Source organism: Shewanella sp. BJSY2023SW007 (genome assembly GCF_047314525.1).
GTDB classification, from domain to species: Bacteria; Pseudomonadota; Gammaproteobacteria; order Enterobacterales; family Shewanellaceae; genus Shewanella; species Shewanella chilikensis.
This window is the reverse complement of record NZ_JBKORL010000091.1, coordinates 1-18,293: the sequence shown is the minus strand read 5'-3', so window position 1 is coordinate 18,293 and position 18,293 is coordinate 1. Positions and strand designations below refer to the sequence as shown.

Below are 18,293 nucleotides of genomic sequence, written 5' to 3'. Positions count from 1 at the left end.
ACACGCTCCGGTTACTTTTCCCAGGCCTTGGCGGCCTGCTCGTCGGCATCGCGAGCCTCAACCCAGTGTTGACCACTTTCACCGGCTTCCAGTTTCCAGAATGGCGCCTTGGTCTTGAGGAAATCGATGAGAAACTCACAAGCCGCAAACGCCGCCTTGCGGTGGGCACTGCTGACACCGATAAACACTATCTGTTCGCCCAAATGCATAGTACCAACCCGGTGAATTATGGTCAGCTGATTCAGCGGCCAACGCTCACGGGCTTGAGTGGCAATTTGCCCTAAAACGGCTTCTGTCATCCCGGGATAGTGTTCCAGCGTCAGGTCGGTAACCGCGCTGCCATCGTTGAAGTCACGCACCTTGCCGACAAAGGTCACCACGGCGCCGTCGCTGTTGTCGGCGGCGATGCGGGTATATTCAGCCGGGACATCGAAGTCGGCGGTTTGTACCAAAATACGATCGCTTTGCATCTCAACCTCCGGTTACCGGTGGGAAGAAGGCCACCTCGTCACCCGCTTTGATCTCTGTATGCCAAGGGCTGAGGGTTTGGTTGATGGCCACCAACAGCTTGTCGGACGCCATCACTCTGGCCCACTTGTCGTCTGTGGCCGCCAATTGGGCACGCAGCGCCTCGGCCGTCAAACCCGGCTGGCTCTCGACTTCAATGGCAGCCGTTCCCAATAATTCGCGTACTTGAGCAAAAAACAGCACTTTAATCATATCGTTACACCTTAAAATGACCGGATTTACCGCCGCGTTTCTCCAGCAGTCTTACCTGGGTAATCACCATATCCTTCTGCACCGCTTTACACATATCGTAAATAGTCAGCGCCGCAACCGAGGCCGCCGTCAGGGCTTCCATTTCAACCCCGGTTTTACCAGCCAGCTTACACAGGCTGGTGATCCTGACCCGGTTTTGCTCCGGCTCAGCCTGCAGATCCACCTCGACCTTGGTCAGCATCAAGGGGTGACAAAGAGGGATCAGCTCTGAAGTTTTCTTCGCGGCCATAATGCCGGCGATTCTGGCAGTGGCGAATACATCGCCCTTGTGGTGGCTGCCACTCATGATCATCTGCAGCGTCTCGGCAGACATCTCAATATAGGCCTCGGCACGGGCTTCGCGCTCGGTGATCGACTTTTCGGTCACATCCACCATATGGGCGTTGCCGTCGGCATTGATATGGGTAAAGGCATTAGTCATCTATAGCAACCTTTTTCAAATGGGATACGAAGTTACAGGGCCGGTGCCGGGCATCCAGCTGCTCTTTGAGGATCTTGTTCCAGGCCGTACGACATGCGCCGGTGGAACCGGGCAGACAAAACAGCGCCGTTTGATTGGCGATACCGGCCAGTGCCCGCGACTGCACGGTAGAAGTGCCCAGCTCAGTGTAAGTGATGTGGCGAAAGAGTTCACCAAAGCCTTCTATTTCAGCGTCAAACAGCGGCCGCAGCGCCTCAGGGGTGTTGTCTCTGCCGCTAAAGCCGGTGCCGCCTGTGGTGATAATCACCTGAACATTGGCCGCGGCTATCCATTGACTGACGATGGCGCGCATCTGGTATTTATCATCCGGGCAGAGCTTACGCTCGACCAGGTTATGCCCAGCCTCCTGCAGTGCCTGTACCAGAAAACGCCCTGAGGTATCTGTCTGCAGATCCCGGCTGTCTGAAAGGGTAAGAATGGCGATATTCAAGGGCTCAAAATGGGTATGAATGCAATGTCCCATGTCAGTTCCTGCTGCTGAATGCTACCGAGATGGCGATGATAAGTATCTGGCGCCCAGACGAGCGCCACCCTCAACCGCCGATAGAGGCCAGGTGTTGGGTCACACCGGTAATGCCTTGATGCAGATAGTGAGTCTCTTTCTTCTGCTGCAACTGCTGATGCAAACGGGCAATCAACTCATCCTGCTGTTCAGGACTCTGAAGCAGATCCCGAAGATCGACACCATGTTCGGTGAACAGACACAGGTGCAACTTACCCTTGGCAGAAACCCGCAACCTATTACAGCTGGCGCAGAAGTTTTTGGCATAAGGCATGATGAGCCCGATACGGCCACGATAATCAGGATGGCTGAAGTTTTGCGCCGGACCATCTTCGGCCGCGGGCTGATCATACTGCCAACCTTCGGCCTCGAGTCTGGCCTTGATATCGGCTCCGGCCAGGTGATGCGCCTTGAAGTAGTCGTGACCCAAACCGGTTTCCATCAGCTCGATGAAACGCAGATCTATGGGGGTATGTTTGATCCAATGCAGGAAACGCGGCAGGTCCTTATCGTTGAGATCCTTGAGCAGCACAGCGTTGATCTTGACCCGCTCAAAGCCGGCTTCCAGCGCCGCATCTATACCGCGCATGACCTCATCGAACTTGTTCTCGCCGGTGATCTGATAAAACATCCTGGGGTCCAGGCTGTCCACAGACACGTTGATCCGCCTCAGCCCGGCGTCATACCACTCTTTGGCGTGCTTCTCGAGCCTATAACCATTGGTGGTAGTGGCGATAGTGTGAATTTCGCTGTTGTCGGCAACTGCGCGGATGATATCGGTAAAATCTTTGCGCAGCGTAGGCTCGCCACCTGTGATCCGTACCTTGCGGGTACCTACTTTGGCGAAGGCGGCAACCAGATTCTCAATCTCGCTGAGCGTCAGAAAAGAGGGCTTGCCCTCCGGGCGATAACCATCCGGCAGGCAGTAACTGCATTTGAAGTTACAGACGTCAGTAACTGACATCCGCAAATAGTGAAATCTTCGACCAAAATTGTCTTGTAATTGGGACATGATCACCTTTCCAAGTTAGGGAGGTGAGGGCATTTCTTTGCTCACCCCGGTGGCAAAATTGCCACGGCTAAAGGGCCATATCTTCACTGACGTAGGACCAAAAGCTCGGAGAACCGTCTGGGCCAATTATAGGACGAAAAGGGGGGTGAACCATACCCCTAAAAATGTATTTCCCGATCTGGTTCAAATCTGCGTGGACTTTTTGTGACAAGCTTCACTCATAAATTTCATCAAAACTAACCGCTGCTTTCCGATCAAATACTGTGCGCTGAATAGATTTTCAGGTAAGGTTGGAGCTGGATAAAAATAAAACACCCGTTTACATCGGGGGACTTTGAAGGATAGAGGTGACATGATGGAACGCGAATCAATGGAATTCGATGTTGTTATCGTTGGTGCAGGCCCCGCCGGACTGGCTGCGGCCTGCCGTTTGATGCAGATCTCCAAAGACAGCGGCAAAGAGATCAGTGTCTGTGTGGTCGAAAAAGGCTCTGAAGTTGGCGCACATATTCTCTCCGGCGCCGTCTTTGAACCCAGCGTATTGGAAGAACTCTTCGGTGACTGGAAAGAACTGGGAGCCCCCCTGCATACCCAGGTTACAGAAGATGAAATCTATCTGCTCAAGTCGGCCGAAGATGGTAAACATCTGCCCAACAGCCTGGTACCCAAGACCATGCATAACCATGGCAACTATATTATCAGTGTCGGGAACCTCTGCCGCTGGATGGCCGAGCAAGCCGAAGGCTTGGGAGTGGAGATATTCCCCGGTTTCGCCGCCAGCGAATTGCTGTTCAATGAAGATGACAGCGTCAAAGGAATACTGATCGGCGACATGGGCATAGGCGCCGATGGCCAGCCCAAAGACAGCTATATGCCGGGCATGGAACTACACGCCAAATATACAGTGTTTGCCGAAGGCTGCCGTGGCCATCTGGGCAAGCAGCTGATAGAAAAATTCCACCTGGATAACGGTAAAACACCACAACACTATGGCATAGGCTTCAAAGAGATTTGGAAGATCCCGGCCGAACAACACCAACAGGGTAAAGTGGTTCACAGTGGCGGCTGGCCGCTGTTGGAAGGCGCCAGCGGTGGCGGTTTCCTTTACCATATGGAAGACAACCAGGTTGCCGTGGGACTGATCATCGACCTCAACTACAAAAACCCGCATCTGAGCCCCTTTGATGAATTTCAGCGTTACAAGACCCACCCTGTCATCGCCAAGACCTTAAGCGGCGGCGAGCGTTTGAGCTATGGTGCCCGCGCCATCACCAAAGGGGGACTAAACTCTCTGCCCAAGATGAGCTTCCCCGGTGGTCTGGTAATAGGTTGTGATGCCGGGACACTCAACTTTGCCAAGATCAAGGGCACTCACACCGCCATCAAGAGCGGTATGCTGGCGGCCGAGACTCTGGCCGAAGGCCTTATCGCCGGGGTTGAAGGCGGAAAAGATCTCGACTGCTTCCAGGAGCGGCTGGAACAGAGCTGGCTCTTTGATGAACTTTACCGCTCGCGTAACTTCGGCCCGGCCATGCACAAATTCGGCACCTTCCTGGGGGGGGCCTTTAACTACATCGATCAAAACTGGTTTGGCGGCAAGTTCCCTGTGACCCTGAGGGATGAGCATCCCGACTATGCCCAGATGAGTGAGGCCAGCGCCTACAGCAAGATTGACTACCCCAAGCCGGATGGCAAGCTTAGCTTTGATAAGCTCTCTTCCGTGTATCTATCCAATACCTTCCACGAAGAAGACCAGCCCTGCCATCTGCGTTTGAAAGACGCCACTATTCCTATTGCGGTCAACCTGGTGAAATACGATGAACCGGCGCAACGCTATTGCCCTGCGGGGGTCTATGAGGTGGTTGAAGACGAGGGACAACCCAAGTTTGTGATCAACAGCCAGAACTGCATTCACTGCAAGACCTGTGACATCAAGGACCCCAGCCAGAACATCACCTGGGTGACACCCGAAGGTGGTGGTGGCCCTAACTATCCCAATATGTAATTGATGACTGTAAACCACAAAAACGCGTCTTTTAAGACGCGTTTTTTATTTACGCAAAAGCAATATTAGCACCTATTGATGCACGAGAGTTTTTTAGTCATAATCGCGGTTCTACAATAAGATCCAGCCCCATAAAACAGCTGGCCTGCCTATACTCTACAAAGACTTACGGGGAAGTCCCTGCCAATGCGTTAATTACTATGCTCAAGTGTAATTAACGTTAAATCAGTTAATGCTGTTGTCCACACTATAAGGATATGGATAGGCGGTCGCTATGAAACTCAAACTCACCATTAAACAAAAGATTCTACTGACAGTGACGCTGGCGGTACTGATGTCGACGATTTTAGTCGGTGTTCTCAGTCAGCGCAGTGCCCGTGAGGTCGTTGAACAACGTATGCTCGGTTCCGAACTGCCAAGCTTAATGCTGCAGATCCGCAATAAGTTGGATCTGGAAATCAGCACGCTGATGAATGGCGCCGAACAACTGGCCCACAGTCAAATGCTCAGACACTGGTTGGAACAGGGACGCCCGGAAGCCGAAGTCCCTTTGGTCATTTCTCAGCTCAAGGATATGACTCGTCAGTATCACTTGGCACAAGCCTCCTATGCCGATCGGGAAACAGCGGCCTATTACACCCAGGACGGCTTTCTGCGGATCCTCAACCAACAGCAGGATGGCTGGTTTTTCAACTACAGAGACAGTCGCCAGGAACGCATGTTGAATGTGTTTACCGAAGCCAACGGCGAGGTCAAACTCTTCATTAACTATCAACAGCCCAACGGTCGCGGCCTGGTGGGGCTGGCCAAGTCACTCGACGATATGGTGCGCCTGCTCAACTCCTTCAAGATAGAGCAAAGCGGCTATGTGTTCCTCACCGACAATCAGGGCAAGATCCAACTGCATCCGGACAAGAACCTGACAGGCAAGCGCAGCCTGCAGGATCTCTACCCAGGCAATCTTAGCAAGCTGCTTGATAAAAGCGACTTCCAGTTGCTTGAAACCAAAGTCGATGGTATCGATATGCTGGTTGCCAGCAGCTATATTCCGTCAATGGATTGGTATCTGGTAGCCCAGGTTCCTCAAGGGGAGATCTTTGCCCTGTTGCAAGAGGCGGCCTATCAAATTCTATTATGGACAGTATTGATTGCCGCCGCTTTTATCTTCCTGGCTGTGATAGTGGCCGGCTCTGTTAGCCGTCCCATCAGCAAGGTGGCGGAAATGTTCCGCGACATAGGCGAAGGCGAAGGCGACTTGCGCCAACGTCTGCCGGTCGAGGGTGAAGATGAAATCGCCCAACTGGCCAAGGGCTTCAACAGCTTTATCTCCAAGATCCAAGACTCTGTGGTCGAAGTGGCCGCCACCAGCGAACAGTTGGGGCTATCCGCCAAGGAAGTCTCGGCGCAGGCCCAGCAGACCATGAGCGACAGCCAGGATCAGAAAGACCGCACCATGATGGTGGTAACCGCCATCAACGAAATGGGGGCAACCGTTAATGAAATTGCCGCCAATGCGGCCCAGGCGGCGGTAACAGCCAAAGATGCCGACAGCGAATCGGCCACTGGCCAACAGGTGGTGACCCGTGCCCGCAATACCATTAACCAATTGTCACAGGATGTGGCTCAGGTCGGCGAGGTGATCGAGTCGCTGGCGACCCACACCAAGTCCATCGGCGGCATTCTGGATGTGATCCGTGCCATCTCGGAACAAACTAACCTGCTGGCATTAAATGCCGCCATTGAGGCGGCTCGAGCCGGTGAGGCCGGCCGTGGCTTTGCGGTTGTGGCCGATGAAGTTCGCAACTTGGCTTCCCGCACCGCCACCTCAACCGATGAAGTGCAGGTGATGATAGATAAGCTGCAGGCCGAAGCCGCCCGAGCCGTCAGTGCCATGGAGCTGAGTCGCAATCGATCCCATGAAGGCGTTCAGGCCGTCGATGAGGCCAGCCAGGCACTCAGCGGTATCTCGGGACAAATTGCCCAGATAAGCGATATGAATATTCAAGTGGCGGCAGCCACTGAGGAGCAATCCACAGTCGTGGAAGATATTAATCGTAACGTCAGTGAGATCAATGAGATAACCCAGCGCACTGCCGAGACCGCCGAAGCGGCTGCGGCGGCCAGTGACGCACTCAATAATCTGGCCCACAGGTTGGATACCTTAGTCGCCCGCTTCAAGGTTTAACCTCAGGTTCCCCAACGGCAGCCTTGTCACTGCCGTTGGGAATACTGAACCTCATTCCCGCAAAGCCTTGAGTACACATGCAACTTCTGAATCTTACTTCTGATTGGTATAACATAGCCGCAACTATCTTTCGGCTAATAAAAGAGTATTCATGGAACCACAGATAGAATGGGCGCTGTCACATATCGCCTGGCTGATGTTTATTCTGGCAGGACTCTTCTTTGTTTTGCAGCTTTGGCGTTGGCAGCAGCTACTGAAACATATACGGATTCAGTATCCTGAACTGGCTCAAACAGATGAAAAAAAATCATCAAACATAGCGATAAGAGTCAAACAATCGCTGGAATCTGGCACTCTGGCCAACAGCCAGGATCCTGTGATTATTCGTTATCAAAAACAACAAAGCATTCTTAGGCTTATTATGGCTATTTTACTCACTATTGGCTTTGTAATGGCCATATTGGAGTGAACTAAAACCCAGTAATAACTGCGCCACTCAAAACAGACAATAGGTGAATATAAGTTATCTATTGTCTGTATTTACCAACCCAAGGTTGTGCTAGCGTTCCAAGGTTATTGTTTGGGCCAGGGAAAGCTCACCTCAGGCTGCTCGCCATAACAGGTTGGCCGTCTCGGGCAAACCGCACCTCTGGAGCAGATCAATCTGGCATCACCGGCAATACCGCGCTCGACCCAATTGATATTGAGTATCCGTGCCACTGTCAGCAGTTGCTGTTTTATCTTTCTGGGAATGGCACCTTCTCCGCCCTGCTCGACACAAGCCTGCTTAAGATCCTGCGCCAATGACAAGGCATCTTCCCCTTGAGCCTCAATGGCAGGATTGAGATCTATTCCAGCACAGAGCACATGGTGGTTGCCGGCCAAGTCTTTGACCTTAACCGATTCACAGCAATAGATCCTGGGTTGTTGCTCCACATCCAGGATGGAAATCTGCGCCGAACTGCCTTCCTTGGGTTCGGTGATCATCCGAAATACCGCCCAGTGCTGACAAGGATCAGCCACCGCCCGCATATTACCCCAAGGCAGAGGTATACCGTTACCGCGATACACTGCTTTTAGCTTGCCCGGAGCATAGGCGTCGAAGTAGTGCCAGTGAGGGTAAGGTGAAACCACTGTCATACGCCGCATCGCTACCGAGGGAGAAACCCCCGCCAATCGGTGAGCATCTATCTCGTAGCCGTATCTGTCCAGCAACTGCCTGAATGCCACCTTGGGGCAGAGCAAGGCTCCGGCAAAGAAACTGGCCTCAAAGCCACGCCAGGCCTGGAGTATATCCTGGGCATTAAGAGACGAACTCTGGATCTGGGGATCGGTTTCACTGAAGCCACTGCGGCCCACGGTCAACACATTGCTCAGCCCATCGCGGTTATGCAGCACACAGTGACCTATATGCACCGCCAAATCGTACTTGAGCCTAGTTGGTTGAGACTTGAGGATCTCGTTGAGAAATAGCGTTCCCGGCGGCTCCATGTAAGAGGTCACCAACTCTCCGGTACATATCCCCTGGGCATCCGTCAGCTGTTTTGCCGGCCGGGCGAACCATTGGATCTTCAGTCCCTGCGCCGCGGCGAGATCCAGCATCTCTTCTACCGACAAGGGCAGACGCTTCTTACCCACCTCTTCGGCGGCCCGTTCCAGATCGGGGAAATGGTTTTGATGGTGTTCCTGATGGGCGCGGATCAACAGGTGGGCAAACTGGCGGCCGCTGATCCCCGTTTGTGACAGCATCTCGGGAATAGCTATCTGCAAAATATCATTGGAGAACAGGAAACCTGGCTCCAGCGGCATACCACTCACCCCGCCGCGTCGTCCTTTGTCCGGGGTGATAGCCTGCTCCTCCGGCGCATCGTCCAGAAACCAACTCACCTCTTTTTGAAAAACTGCAGCTATGACCGCCAGCATACCTGCACTGGGAACACGCTTGCCCCTTTCGATCATCGACAGGTATGACACGGACGGTGCCGACTCAGGATCGACCCTGACACAGCGTGCCGACAAATCTTCCATAGTTAAGTGATTGCGTTTTCTGAGGTTTCTTATTTTAGTTCCCAGAAAATGTGACTTACGGATCAGGCTTTGGTCTTGGCGCATTTTGTAAAATTCACACTGTAAAATTTTTATTGTGAAATTGTAATCAAAAAAACGCTAGCCTACAAATTAAGCAATTCACAGGAATTGTCCGGCCATGAGGCGACAGTGCCATCAGGTCAAGGAAAGCAAACACGAGGGCGAGACGATGAACATCTCCACTATGCAGCAAAAAATCAATCAAGAGCACAACCCTTTCATCGCCGAAGCCGTCTTTGCCGTGGAAGCACTCGGTGAACGCCATATCGCCGACAAGATGGCCAATGCCAAGCAACTGCTTGACCGGCTGTTCCCACTGGCAAACGGCTCACATGCCGAGGTGGTTTGTTATGTGGTTTACTATCAGCATCTCTTGGCCTGCTTTGCCGATGGCAGCCAATGTGGCCTCAAACAGCCACAACAGTTTGTCGCCCTGAGCGGCCACCGCAGCGAGCCCGAAGCCATATTGCTCAAGGATGATCGCGACTGTCACCTGGAGCTGAGTTTTGACCGCCAAGGCTGTATCGGCAGTCGTGACTGCGCCGCCATTGAAGACATTCAGCTGGAACGCTGTCTCATCGATGGTCGCTGCCAGGACAACAGACTCAAGCGTGAGTGGATTAGCCTGTTGCACAATGATGGCGGTCAGCCACGCAGCAACAAGAGTTGCAAACGCTTTACCACCAAAGATGGCCATGAATATCAGTTGTCTTCACGAGTCTAATCGCAAAAGCGTCATAGACACTTGGCCTTATTAGACACAGCAAACTTCTGCCAGAAGTGACATCGACTCAGGATCGGGGAACTGGCTTCCCTGATCCTGTTGCCTTAGCCAGAGATTCAGCAAAACTTACGCTGAACATTAAGTTAATTTTAGTTTTCCTAGCATTTTGCCTCACTTATACTAACGTCCCCGGAATCTTGCTATCTCTTGCCCATGAGCCAACTGCAGAAAAAGTGGCTGTTTTGCCTGCTTGCCATCGCCTGCCTACACCCCGCCATCTCCTCACCTCTGGCACTTTTGGTGGGATTTGTGCTGGCTAATCTCGGCTGGCTGCCATCGGACTGGGATCTTGGGAAACTAACCAAAAAACTGCTGGCCATCTCCATTGTCGGTCTGGGTTTTGGCATTCCGCTGCAACAGGCGATCGACGCCTCTGTGGGCAACTTACCGTTAATCCTGGGATCAATATTGCTGACTCTGCTGGCGGGCACGGCGTTGACTCGGGTTTTGGGATTGGATAGACGAGTCGGTCACTTGATTGCCAGTGGCACGGCCATCTGTGGTGGCAGCGCCATCGCCGCGGTGGCACCGGCTATCAATGCCCGCAACGAACAAACCGCCATTGCACTGGCCTGCGTCTTTGTACTCAACTCGGTTGCCCTGTTTGTTTTTCCCGTGATAGGTCATCTGCTGCAGTTGAGCCAACATGACTTCGGGGTTTGGAGCGCCATCGCCATTCATGACACCTCGTCCGTGGTGGGCGCCGCGTCTGCCTACGGTGAAGAAGCTCTTAAGACAGCTACCACCATCAAACTGGCACGCGCCTTGTGGATAGTGCCTCTGGCGGCAATCAGCGCCTTGTTGTTTGGTGGCAAGGGGAAACTCAATATTCCCGGGTTTATTCTGTTTTACTGCCTGGCTATCGCCATCACCAGTGTGTTGCCTCAGGGCCAATTTATCTATCAGGAGCTATTTGAACTGGCGAAGCGTACCCTGGTGGTGTGTTTGTTCCTGATTGGCTGCGGTATCACCCTCAGGAAATTAAAACAGAGTGGTAGTAAGCCCTTACTTCTCGGGGTGATCCTCTGGCTGTTTATCGGCAGCTCGTCTCTTGGCTATATTCTCTGGCAGAGTTGAAAACAGGTAACAAAAGCCTACGAAGGCGCTGAGTTCAATCAAAGCCCGCAACAAGCCTTGAGTCTGGGTCGATGCCAGTACCACCAGTAAGAGAAACAGCAGAATATAGCCAGGCTTCACCGCCACCTCCACAGTTAAATAATGCCGCTATTATTGGTGTCTGTGGAGCCTGAGTGCCAATATCGATTCTCAATAATAAAGAACCCAAAGCACTAAGAAAAAATTTTTTATTCCTTTTTATATGCATTAACTGGCAGGAAAACCACTCTCTATGAAGGCGACAGCCTAGTAGCAAGGAGGAAAATTGCCGGAGCAAATGCCTAATCCTACCCACTCAGCCGCCGCAGGATTGGCTTCAAGAAACGCGTGTCAAGTCGCTTTCAAAACGACAGATGCCACCCGCGTCTTAGGCCGCCTGTGAAGTATCGGCGCTAGCAACGGGTTGAATAAAGTCTTCCATAAACCAGGCACAGAAGGTATGGCGGCCATCAACATCCGCCTTGGCGTAAATTGCCGATGCCTGCTGGCGCACCGTCTTCTCCTTGGTGCTGCGAACACTGGCAATCTCTTTGAAACTCAAGCCTTTCAACAGTAATAAAGCCACTTCCTGCTCACTGCGGGTCAGCGACCAGAGTTCAAATTGTTGCTGTACCGCCTGGGTGTATTCCTGGCGAGCAGCTTGCATTCGGCTGGAGATATTGCAGATCCTGGCATCGGCATTGGCTAACTTTGACTTGAGTAGCTGCATCTCGCGGCTGCGGCGGAGCAGATCAAAACTGATATACAGGGCGCCACAGGCGGAAAGCGCCACCAAAATACTCTCCTGCACTATGTGATAAGTCGGCACGCCAAGTTGCATATCTGACAACACATCCAGCAAGTTCAGCGTCATGATCACGCTGAGCAGCCCTATCATCACCAGATCCTTCATTGACGCAACTCCCGATTAATAATCTTCAAAAACATGTAGTTAACTTATGGTACATATGTCCCATAAGCCCAAATATGATACAGGTTGCCGAAGACAACCAACCAAATCAATGCCAGGCTGGCGGCTGGTATTTCCCCAAGAGACACTCCCATGAAAATCCGCCCCCTCTACCTGGGTTGTAGCCTACTGTTAATGGTGTTTCAGCTGAGAGCGGCCCCGGAAACAGACAGAGATGCCCTTTTGTCCCTGAGTCAAAACAGGCTGCACACCTCTTCGGCACAACTGGCTCCAATATATCACAGCTCGGACTGGCTAACAGGCTTGCCAAGCATCAGTTTGAGCCACCTGGGCAGCCTGGAAAGCCACAACAGCTATGAGCAGGAGCTCTCGCTCAACCTGCCTTTTCAGTCGCCGGCCATGCAGCGCCAGAATGCCAAGCTCAAGCCCATTAACGAACGCATGCTGGCCTTGCAAAGCCAGCTGCAGCGCCTCTATCTCTCAGGTCTGTTGCGTCAGTATTGGTGGCAACAGGCACAAGCCGAGCAGGAGCTGGCGCAACTACGCCACAAGCAACAGGTACTGCAGCAACTGCTGCAACGGCAACAGGCCCTGAGCCAAAGTGGTGAAATGCCGGCAACTTCGGTACTGCTGTTAAAACGTGAATTGCTGGAGTTGTCGCTCACTAAACTCCCACTGGAGCAACAACAACAAGAAGCCAATGAGGCACTCAAGCGCCTGACCGGGCTGCAACAGCTGCCGTCACTGGATGAAAGTGACACCCCACTGCCGGATGATGCCGGTGCCGGGCATCCCATGTGGCAATTGCTGGCGCTGCAGCAGCAACGTCAGCAGCTCACCACAAACGCTCAACTCGAAGGAAATGACACTCCTTGGCTGATGTCTGTCACGGCCAAAAACACTGCAACTCTGGGACAGGATGAACAGTCTCTGGGTCTGGCACTGGAAATCCCCTTACCTGTTGGCAACGGCCTGAGCCAACAACAGCTTGGCGAACTGCAGCAACAAAGGCTGCAACTGGAGCAACAGCAACAACAGCAGCTACTGCAGAGCCAACTGCAGTTACAACAACTCAAACGTCGTCAAGCCCAGCTACAACAAGAACAGCAAGGGCTGGAACAAGCCGTGCAGCTGAGCAAACAGCTCAGCGAAACCCTGCTGACCACGGCCGAACAAGGCCCAGCCCAGTATGAGTCCTGGCTGCGGCGCCATCTTGAGGCCCTGGATACCCAAGCCAGGCTGTCGCTCAACCATCTGGCACAAGCCCAGCTGCATTCCCAACAACTGCAAGCGCTCGGAGTTACCCTATGACCCCTAAAACCCTGGTTGGCACACTGGTGTCGACACTGTTCTTCTCCCCGCTGTGGGCGCAGGAAATTTCGGTTGCTGACCTAGGTAAGCTGACACTCAGCTTCACCTCAGTGAACCAAGTGCAACAGATAGAGGCCGCCCCTGTACCGGCAATATTGGCGGCTCAGCCCGGCAGCAGCTTCTATCTCACGGCCCCGGAAACCATCCAACAGCGACGCTGGTTGGTGGCCGAAGGAGAATGGGTCGATGAAGGCCAAGCACTGGTACAACTTAAGGGCGCCGAAATTGCCCACTTTCAGCTGCAATTTGCCGCCGCCGAAGCGGCATTCAAGCTCGCCAAGCAACGCTATGATCGCAACCAAAAGCTGCGAGCCAACGGTGCCATAGGTGCCGAAACCTGGTCGCAGATAAGCCGGCAGTATTTCGACACCTTGTTGCAATATGAACACCTGCAGCATTTCAGTGAATTGCTTAAACCGGGGGACAATCCCGAGACTCTGATATTGCACGCGCCCATGGCCGGACTGCTGCAATACGGCGATAGCAGTGAACCGCTGATGAGCGGCGCCCCACTGCTGGGGATACTGCCCGCCGACGAACTCAGGCTTAAGCTGCGTTTACCCCTGGCCCAGAAAGACAGTGTCAATGCCGTGATGACCGGAGAGTGCCAACTGCAGATTAGCCGCAAGGACCAGCTGGCCAAACAGGGCTTTGTCGATGCCTGGAGCCAGGCCGTTCCCCCAAGCTGCGGCCTGCAACCCGGGCAGCAGTTGCAGGTTATTCCGCTGCAGGCCATCAATGCCTTGGTGGTGCCCAAGCAGAGTCTCTATTCCTGGGGCACTGGCAGCCAGGTGCTGAGTCACAGCCAAAACAAGCTGCGGCCAATCGACGTACAAGTGCTAGGCGCCAGCGCCGACAGCTACTTCCTGGCACCCAATGAGACTCTGGTCGGTGCCGAGGTGTTGAGCGACTCAGTGGCGGCCGTCAAAGGCATACTCCTGGGTTTGGGGGGCGAATAGCATGCTCAGTGCCATTATCCGTTTCTCCCTGACTCAAAGACTGTTTACCCTGATAACAGCGCTGCTGCTCTGTGGTGCCGGCGCCTATTCCTGGCTGGGGCTACCGCTGGACGCCTTCCCGGATATCTCGCCGACCCAGGTGAAAATCATCCTCAAGGCTCCCGGCATGACAGCCGAAGAGATAGAGGCCCAGGTGACAGTACCGGTTGAGACTGAGCTACTGGGGATCCCCAAGCAGGCGATACTGCGTTCCACCAGCAAGTATGCAATTACCGACATCACCCTGGACTTCAACGAAGGCACAGATATTTACTGGGCCAGACAACAGGTGAGTGAACGCTTGGCGGCGGTATGGGACAAGCTGCCCGCCGATCTGGAAGGCGGCGTTGCCCCCATGAGCACCCCGCTCAGTGAAATCTTTATGTTCTCGCTGGAGAATCCCTCGCTGTCGCTGCTGGAACGCCGTCAGTTGCTGGAATGGGAAGTCAGGCCGCTGCTGCGTACCGTGCCCGGAGTCGCCGATGTCAACATTCTCGGCGGTTTTGCCAAGACACTGCAGATCACCCCGGATCCCGTCGCTCTGGCTCAGGCCGGTATCAGCCAGGAAGAACTGATAGCCCGTATCGAGAGCAACAACAGCAACACGGGTGCCGGACGCATCACGCTAGGGACAGATAACCTGACGGTTCGCACCGAAGGGCGCATCGACTCGCTGGAGGCCCTGCAACAACTGGTGATTGCCACAAATCAGGGCGGCAGCTATCGCCTGCAAGACCTTGCAAAAGTCGAAATAGGTCATCTCAGCCGCTACGGCGCCGTGACCCGTAATGGTGAAGAAACCACAGAGGCCTTGATCGTCGGCCTCAAGGATGCCAATACCGATCAGGTCATTAAACTGGTACGGGAAAAGCTGGCCCAAATAGAAAAGACCCTGCCTCCCGGCAGCCAGCTGAATGTGTTCTACGACAGAGCCAACCTGATAGACACTGCCATAGGCACCATTTCAGATGCCCTGTTTGAGGCCGTGGTGTTGGTTATTCTGTTGCTGGCGCTGTTTCTCGGCAACTTGCGGGCGGCATTGGTAGTATCACTGTCGCTGCCGCTGGCGGCATTGGCCACCTTTATGCTGATGCGCTACTTCAATCTGTCGGCCAACCTGATGAGCCTCGGCGGCTTGGTGATCGCCATCGGCATGTTGGTGGACTCCTCCGTGGTGGTGGTGGAGAACATGGTCAACCAGATTGCCGGCGGCAAACGCCTGCCCAGGCTGCACCTCATCTACCGCGCCACCAAAGATGTGGCCGTGCCTGTAGTATCCGGCACCCTGATAGTGATCATAGTCTTCTCACCGCTACTGACTCTCAGCGGCCTCGAAGGCAAACTGTTCACCCCAGTGGCTATCACCATAGTGTTTGCCATGCTGTCGGCACTGGCACTGTCGCTGACAGTGATCCCCGTGCTGGCCTCCTATCTGGTCAATGAAAAAGCGGCCAACGAACCCAAGGCCATTGGCTGGCTCAAGGTGCGCTACCTGCTCAGTCTGCAGTGGGTGTTACAGCACGGTAAGGCTTTTTGCGCCACGGCACTGGTGGCACTGGTACTGAGCCTGGGGCTGTTTACTCAGGTGGGAAAAACCTTTATGCCGACCCTGGATGAGGGTGACATTATTCTGCAGTTGGAAAAGTCCCCATCGATTTCGCTGCAGGCCTCGCTGGCACTGGATACTCAGATAGAGCAGCACCTGCTGGCCACTGTCCCCGAGATACGCCAGTTGGTGGCCCGCACCGGCGCCGATGAACTGGGGCTGGATCCCATGGGGCTGAATGAAACCGATGTCTTCATGGAACTTAAACCCGTGGAGGAGTGGCGCTTTGCCAGCAAAGAGGAGCTTATCGATGCCATACGCACCGAAGTGCTCAAGTTTCCGGGGATCAATTTCAACTTCACCCAACCTATCCAGATGCGGGTCTCCGAGATGCTTACCGGCAGCATAGGCGATGTGGCGATTAAAATTTTCGGTGAAGATCTTGAGACACTTTCAAGATTGGCCAGCGAGACGGCACACCTGACCAGCGCCACTCGCGGCAGCCAGGATGTCAAAACCGCCATGACCGAAGGCAGCCCCTTTATCAACCTCCGCCTCAAGGAGGGTTTGGCCCGCAGTTACAACATGAGTGCCGATGAGTTTGGCCGATATCTCAAGAGCCAACTGGAAGGCCTGGCCATAACCGAGATAATCCAGGGCAAGAAGCGAACTCCCGTGCTGATCGCCCAGGCAGCAGATGGTATCAACAGCCTGCCGCAACTGGAGCAAAGGCTATTGGTAATGCCGGATGCCAGCCTCAGGCCCCTTGGTGAACTGGCGCAAATAAGCTATCGCGAAGGGCCGATACTGATTGAACGCGAGCAAGGCAACCGTTTTGCCGTGGTCACCACCAATGTCAGCGGCCGCGATATCGTCGGCTTTGTCGAAGAACTACAGGGCAAGCTGGCCGCTGAGCTGTCTCTGCCCAGCGGTTACAGCCTGAATTTCGGCGGCGAATTCGAGAACCAGCAACGGGCGACCCGTAACCTGCTGTTGGTGGTGCCCGTGGCGCTGATGCTGATCAACCTGATCCTGTTCACCACCTTCGGCAATATCTCCAAAGCCTTGCTGATCCTGGCCAACGTCCCCTTTGCCATGATGGGCGGTATCTTCAGCCTGTTTATCTCGGGCGAATACCTGTCGGTGCCGGCCTCAGTGGGCTTTATCGCCCTGCTGGGGGTAGCCGTGCTCAACGGCGTGGTGATGGTCAGTTACTATGAACAGTCGCGGCATCTGTTTGCCAGCCTCAGTGAGCGGGTCGAACAAGGTGCCGCCCGCCGACTGCGGCCGATTTTGATGACGGCCACCACCGCCATGTTCGGCCTGATCCCGCTGGCCTTTGCCACCGGGCCCGGCGCCGAAATTCAAAGGCCGCTGGCAATCGTGGTCATAGGCGGGCTGATCACCTCCACTATCACCACCCTTTATCTGTTGCCACTGCTGTATCAAACCCTGGAGAAACGCCAATGAAACAACTCTTGGTGCTGATAGTGCAGCACAATCTAAAAGACGATGTGGTCGACACCCTGATGTCGCTGGACTACCTCTCCGGCTTCAGCCTGATCAATATCTGTGGCTTCAGCCGCGAGCACAGCCACTTCAATCTCAAGGAGCAGGTGGAAGGGTATCGGGAATTCTACAAGTTCGAGGTGATGCATCCGCAAGAGTCACAGCAGGCGCTACTGCAAACCCTGGCGGAGGTCTGCCGTCACAACCCCTGCCGCTATTGGATAGTACCGATAGCGACAGACGGCGTGCTGGGTCAGGACTGACGGGGTTTAAGCCAATACTGGCCGGCGATGGCCAACAGGCAATAGCCGAGGAAAAACCAGAAGCCCGACTCCAGGCTGGCGTGGGTGTGAACCAAATCCCCCATGCCGGCCGAGGCGTTGCCGGCCATATAGGTGATGATAAGCGCCACCACAAATACATCGGCCATGGACCATTTGGCAATGGCCGCGGTAATACTGTCGATGATCTGCCGCACCTTACTGGACAGCGGTGCCTGAGCCAGCAGCATCAGCCCCAGCTTGCAGGCCGGCACTATCACGGAAAACAGCATCACCAGCGCCGCCACCAGGGTATTGCCGTGTTGATGCAGCTCGGTCACTGTGCCCCAGATACTACGGGTCTTGTTGAACACCTCCATTTCACCTTGAAGGTTGTTCAGCCCCAGCATACCGCTAATCATCGCCAGCATTCCCCTGGCACTGTCGCGCCCCGAGTCATCACTGACGGCTTCGGCAATCATGTCCAACCCGGCTTCGGTCAGTTCGGCCTTTTCCACTGTGCCACTGACACTCAAAATAGGTTGAGTCACCCCGGGGATCAGCAAGGCCAGCGACAATAACAGGGTCATGATAGGTAAAATTCGACGCATCGGGGTCACTCCACAAACTCAACAAAAAGGCCCACCACTCGGCGCAATGTAGATCAGATAAGGATCGGTTGACCGATCCTTCTGATGAGAGACAATCGGAAACCTGTTTGTAGGTTTCCGATTTTTTATGTCTAT

The 18,293-nt window shown here is 54.0% G+C and carries 17 protein-coding genes and 1 riboswitch; of the genes, 9 read left to right on the top strand and 8 right to left on the bottom strand.

The features are described 5' to 3' along the window. Positions 1 to 11: 11 nt before the first annotated feature. The 5 genes from moaE to moaA form a co-directional block, all read right to left on the bottom strand. Positions 12 to 470 carry a molybdopterin synthase catalytic subunit MoaE gene (gene moaE / locus ACMHXE_RS15670; protein WP_224867739.1) on the bottom strand — a complete coding sequence of 153 codons (459 nt, stop codon included), beginning with the start codon at positions 468 to 470 and terminating at the stop codon, positions 12 to 14. A 1-nt stretch (position 471) separates the two neighbouring features. Further along, positions 472 to 720, bottom strand: coding sequence for a molybdopterin synthase sulfur carrier subunit (moaD, locus tag ACMHXE_RS15665; RefSeq protein ID WP_144218005.1), 249 nt, complete (start codon positions 718 to 720; stop codon positions 472 to 474). Positions 721 to 724: 4 nt separating this feature from the next. Continuing rightward, a complete protein-coding gene (gene moaC, locus ACMHXE_RS15660; RefSeq protein ID WP_025889198.1) occupies positions 725 to 1,201 on the bottom strand; it encodes a cyclic pyranopterin monophosphate synthase MoaC in 477 nt (158 codons plus the stop codon). Next, positions 1,194 to 1,724 carry a molybdenum cofactor biosynthesis protein B gene (gene moaB / locus ACMHXE_RS15655; protein WP_100143302.1) on the bottom strand — a complete coding sequence of 177 codons (531 nt, stop codon included), beginning with the start codon at positions 1,722 to 1,724 and terminating at the stop codon, positions 1,194 to 1,196. Before moaB ends, moaC begins: the two co-directional genes overlap by 8 nt. A 70-nt stretch (positions 1,725 to 1,794) precedes the next feature. Next, entirely contained in the window at positions 1,795 to 2,775 is a 981-nt protein-coding gene (moaA, locus tag ACMHXE_RS15650) for a GTP 3',8-cyclase MoaA (RefSeq protein ID WP_028780719.1), read from the bottom strand. Then, positions 2,763 to 2,898, bottom strand: a riboswitch (molybdenum cofactor riboswitch). Its footprint overlaps the gene before it by 13 nt. A gap of 232 nt (positions 2,899 to 3,130) precedes the next feature. On the opposite strand from moaA, the gene ACMHXE_RS15645 reads away from it, so the two are divergent. The 3 genes from ACMHXE_RS15645 to ACMHXE_RS15635 all read left to right on the top strand — a co-directional run bounded on the left by ACMHXE_RS15645 (position 3,131) and on the right by ACMHXE_RS15635 (position 7,434). Next, the gene (locus tag ACMHXE_RS15645; RefSeq protein WP_165566096.1) at positions 3,131 to 4,780 is read left to right on the top strand and encodes an electron transfer flavoprotein-ubiquinone oxidoreductase; all 1,650 of its coding nucleotides are present in this window, start codon (positions 3,131 to 3,133) and stop codon (positions 4,778 to 4,780) included. A gap of 274 nt (positions 4,781 to 5,054) precedes the next feature. After that, on the top strand, positions 5,055 to 6,965 hold the full coding sequence (locus tag ACMHXE_RS15640) for a methyl-accepting chemotaxis protein (RefSeq protein ID WP_101055869.1): 1,911 nt from the start codon (positions 5,055 to 5,057) through the stop codon (positions 6,963 to 6,965). Between the two features lie 151 nt (positions 6,966 to 7,116). Next, the gene (locus ACMHXE_RS15635) at positions 7,117 to 7,434 is read left to right on the top strand and encodes a hypothetical protein (protein WP_234555682.1); all 318 of its coding nucleotides are present in this window, start codon (positions 7,117 to 7,119) and stop codon (positions 7,432 to 7,434) included. A gap of 104 nt (positions 7,435 to 7,538) precedes the next feature. Here the strand turns inward: ACMHXE_RS15635 and ACMHXE_RS15630 are convergent, their stop codons facing one another. Then, positions 7,539 to 9,077, bottom strand: coding sequence for a DUF3612 domain-containing protein (locus ACMHXE_RS15630; RefSeq protein WP_052248136.1), 1,539 nt, complete (start codon positions 9,075 to 9,077; stop codon positions 7,539 to 7,541). Positions 9,078 to 9,171: 94 nt separating this feature from the next. Here ACMHXE_RS15630 and ACMHXE_RS15625 point away from each other — a divergent pair, with 94 nt between their 5' ends. Both ACMHXE_RS15625 and ACMHXE_RS15620 read left to right on the top strand, forming a co-directional pair. Beyond that, positions 9,172 to 9,777 carry a malate synthase gene (locus tag ACMHXE_RS15625; RefSeq protein ID WP_224867743.1) on the top strand — a complete coding sequence of 202 codons (606 nt, stop codon included), beginning with the start codon at positions 9,172 to 9,174 and terminating at the stop codon, positions 9,775 to 9,777. Between the two features lie 213 nt (positions 9,778 to 9,990). Beyond that, positions 9,991 to 10,914: a YeiH family protein gene (locus ACMHXE_RS15620; RefSeq protein ID WP_234555683.1), complete on the top strand. Its 924-nt coding sequence runs from the start codon at positions 9,991 to 9,993 to the stop codon at positions 10,912 to 10,914. 406 nt (positions 10,915 to 11,320) lie between these two features. Here the strand turns inward: ACMHXE_RS15620 and ACMHXE_RS15615 are convergent, their stop codons facing one another. After that, positions 11,321 to 11,845 carry a helix-turn-helix transcriptional regulator gene (locus ACMHXE_RS15615; protein WP_101055875.1) on the bottom strand — a complete coding sequence of 175 codons (525 nt, stop codon included), beginning with the start codon at positions 11,843 to 11,845 and terminating at the stop codon, positions 11,321 to 11,323. An 84-nt stretch (positions 11,846 to 11,929) separates the two neighbouring features. On the opposite strand from ACMHXE_RS15615, the gene ACMHXE_RS15610 reads away from it, so the two are divergent. The 4 genes from ACMHXE_RS15610 to ACMHXE_RS15595 are packed head-to-tail and all read left to right on the top strand — an operon-like array spanning position 11,930 to position 17,550. Then, positions 11,930 to 13,174 (top strand): TolC family protein, encoded by a 1,245-nt coding sequence (locus tag ACMHXE_RS15610; RefSeq protein WP_413732750.1) that lies wholly within the window; start codon positions 11,930 to 11,932, stop codon positions 13,172 to 13,174. Further along, complete coding sequence (locus tag ACMHXE_RS15605; RefSeq protein WP_413732748.1) at positions 13,171 to 14,193, top strand: membrane fusion-like protein; 1,023 nt, start codon at positions 13,171 to 13,173, stop codon at positions 14,191 to 14,193. The genes ACMHXE_RS15610 and ACMHXE_RS15605 overlap by 4 nt, the downstream gene beginning before the upstream one ends. A 1-nt stretch (position 14,194) precedes the next feature. Further along, positions 14,195 to 17,248 (top strand): efflux RND transporter permease subunit, encoded by a 3,054-nt coding sequence (locus ACMHXE_RS15600; RefSeq protein WP_101055878.1) that lies wholly within the window; start codon positions 14,195 to 14,197, stop codon positions 17,246 to 17,248. Then, positions 17,245 to 17,550: a DUF3240 family protein gene (locus ACMHXE_RS15595; protein ID WP_025009174.1), complete on the top strand. Its 306-nt coding sequence runs from the start codon at positions 17,245 to 17,247 to the stop codon at positions 17,548 to 17,550. The genes ACMHXE_RS15600 and ACMHXE_RS15595 overlap by 4 nt, the downstream gene beginning before the upstream one ends. On the opposite strand, the gene ACMHXE_RS15590 is transcribed toward ACMHXE_RS15595, so the two are convergent. Beyond that, positions 17,541 to 18,158 carry a paraquat-inducible protein A gene (locus ACMHXE_RS15590; RefSeq protein ID WP_101055879.1) on the bottom strand — a complete coding sequence of 206 codons (618 nt, stop codon included), beginning with the start codon at positions 18,156 to 18,158 and terminating at the stop codon, positions 17,541 to 17,543. The genes ACMHXE_RS15595 and ACMHXE_RS15590 overlap by 10 nt on opposite strands. Positions 18,159 to 18,293 lie beyond the last annotated feature (135 nt).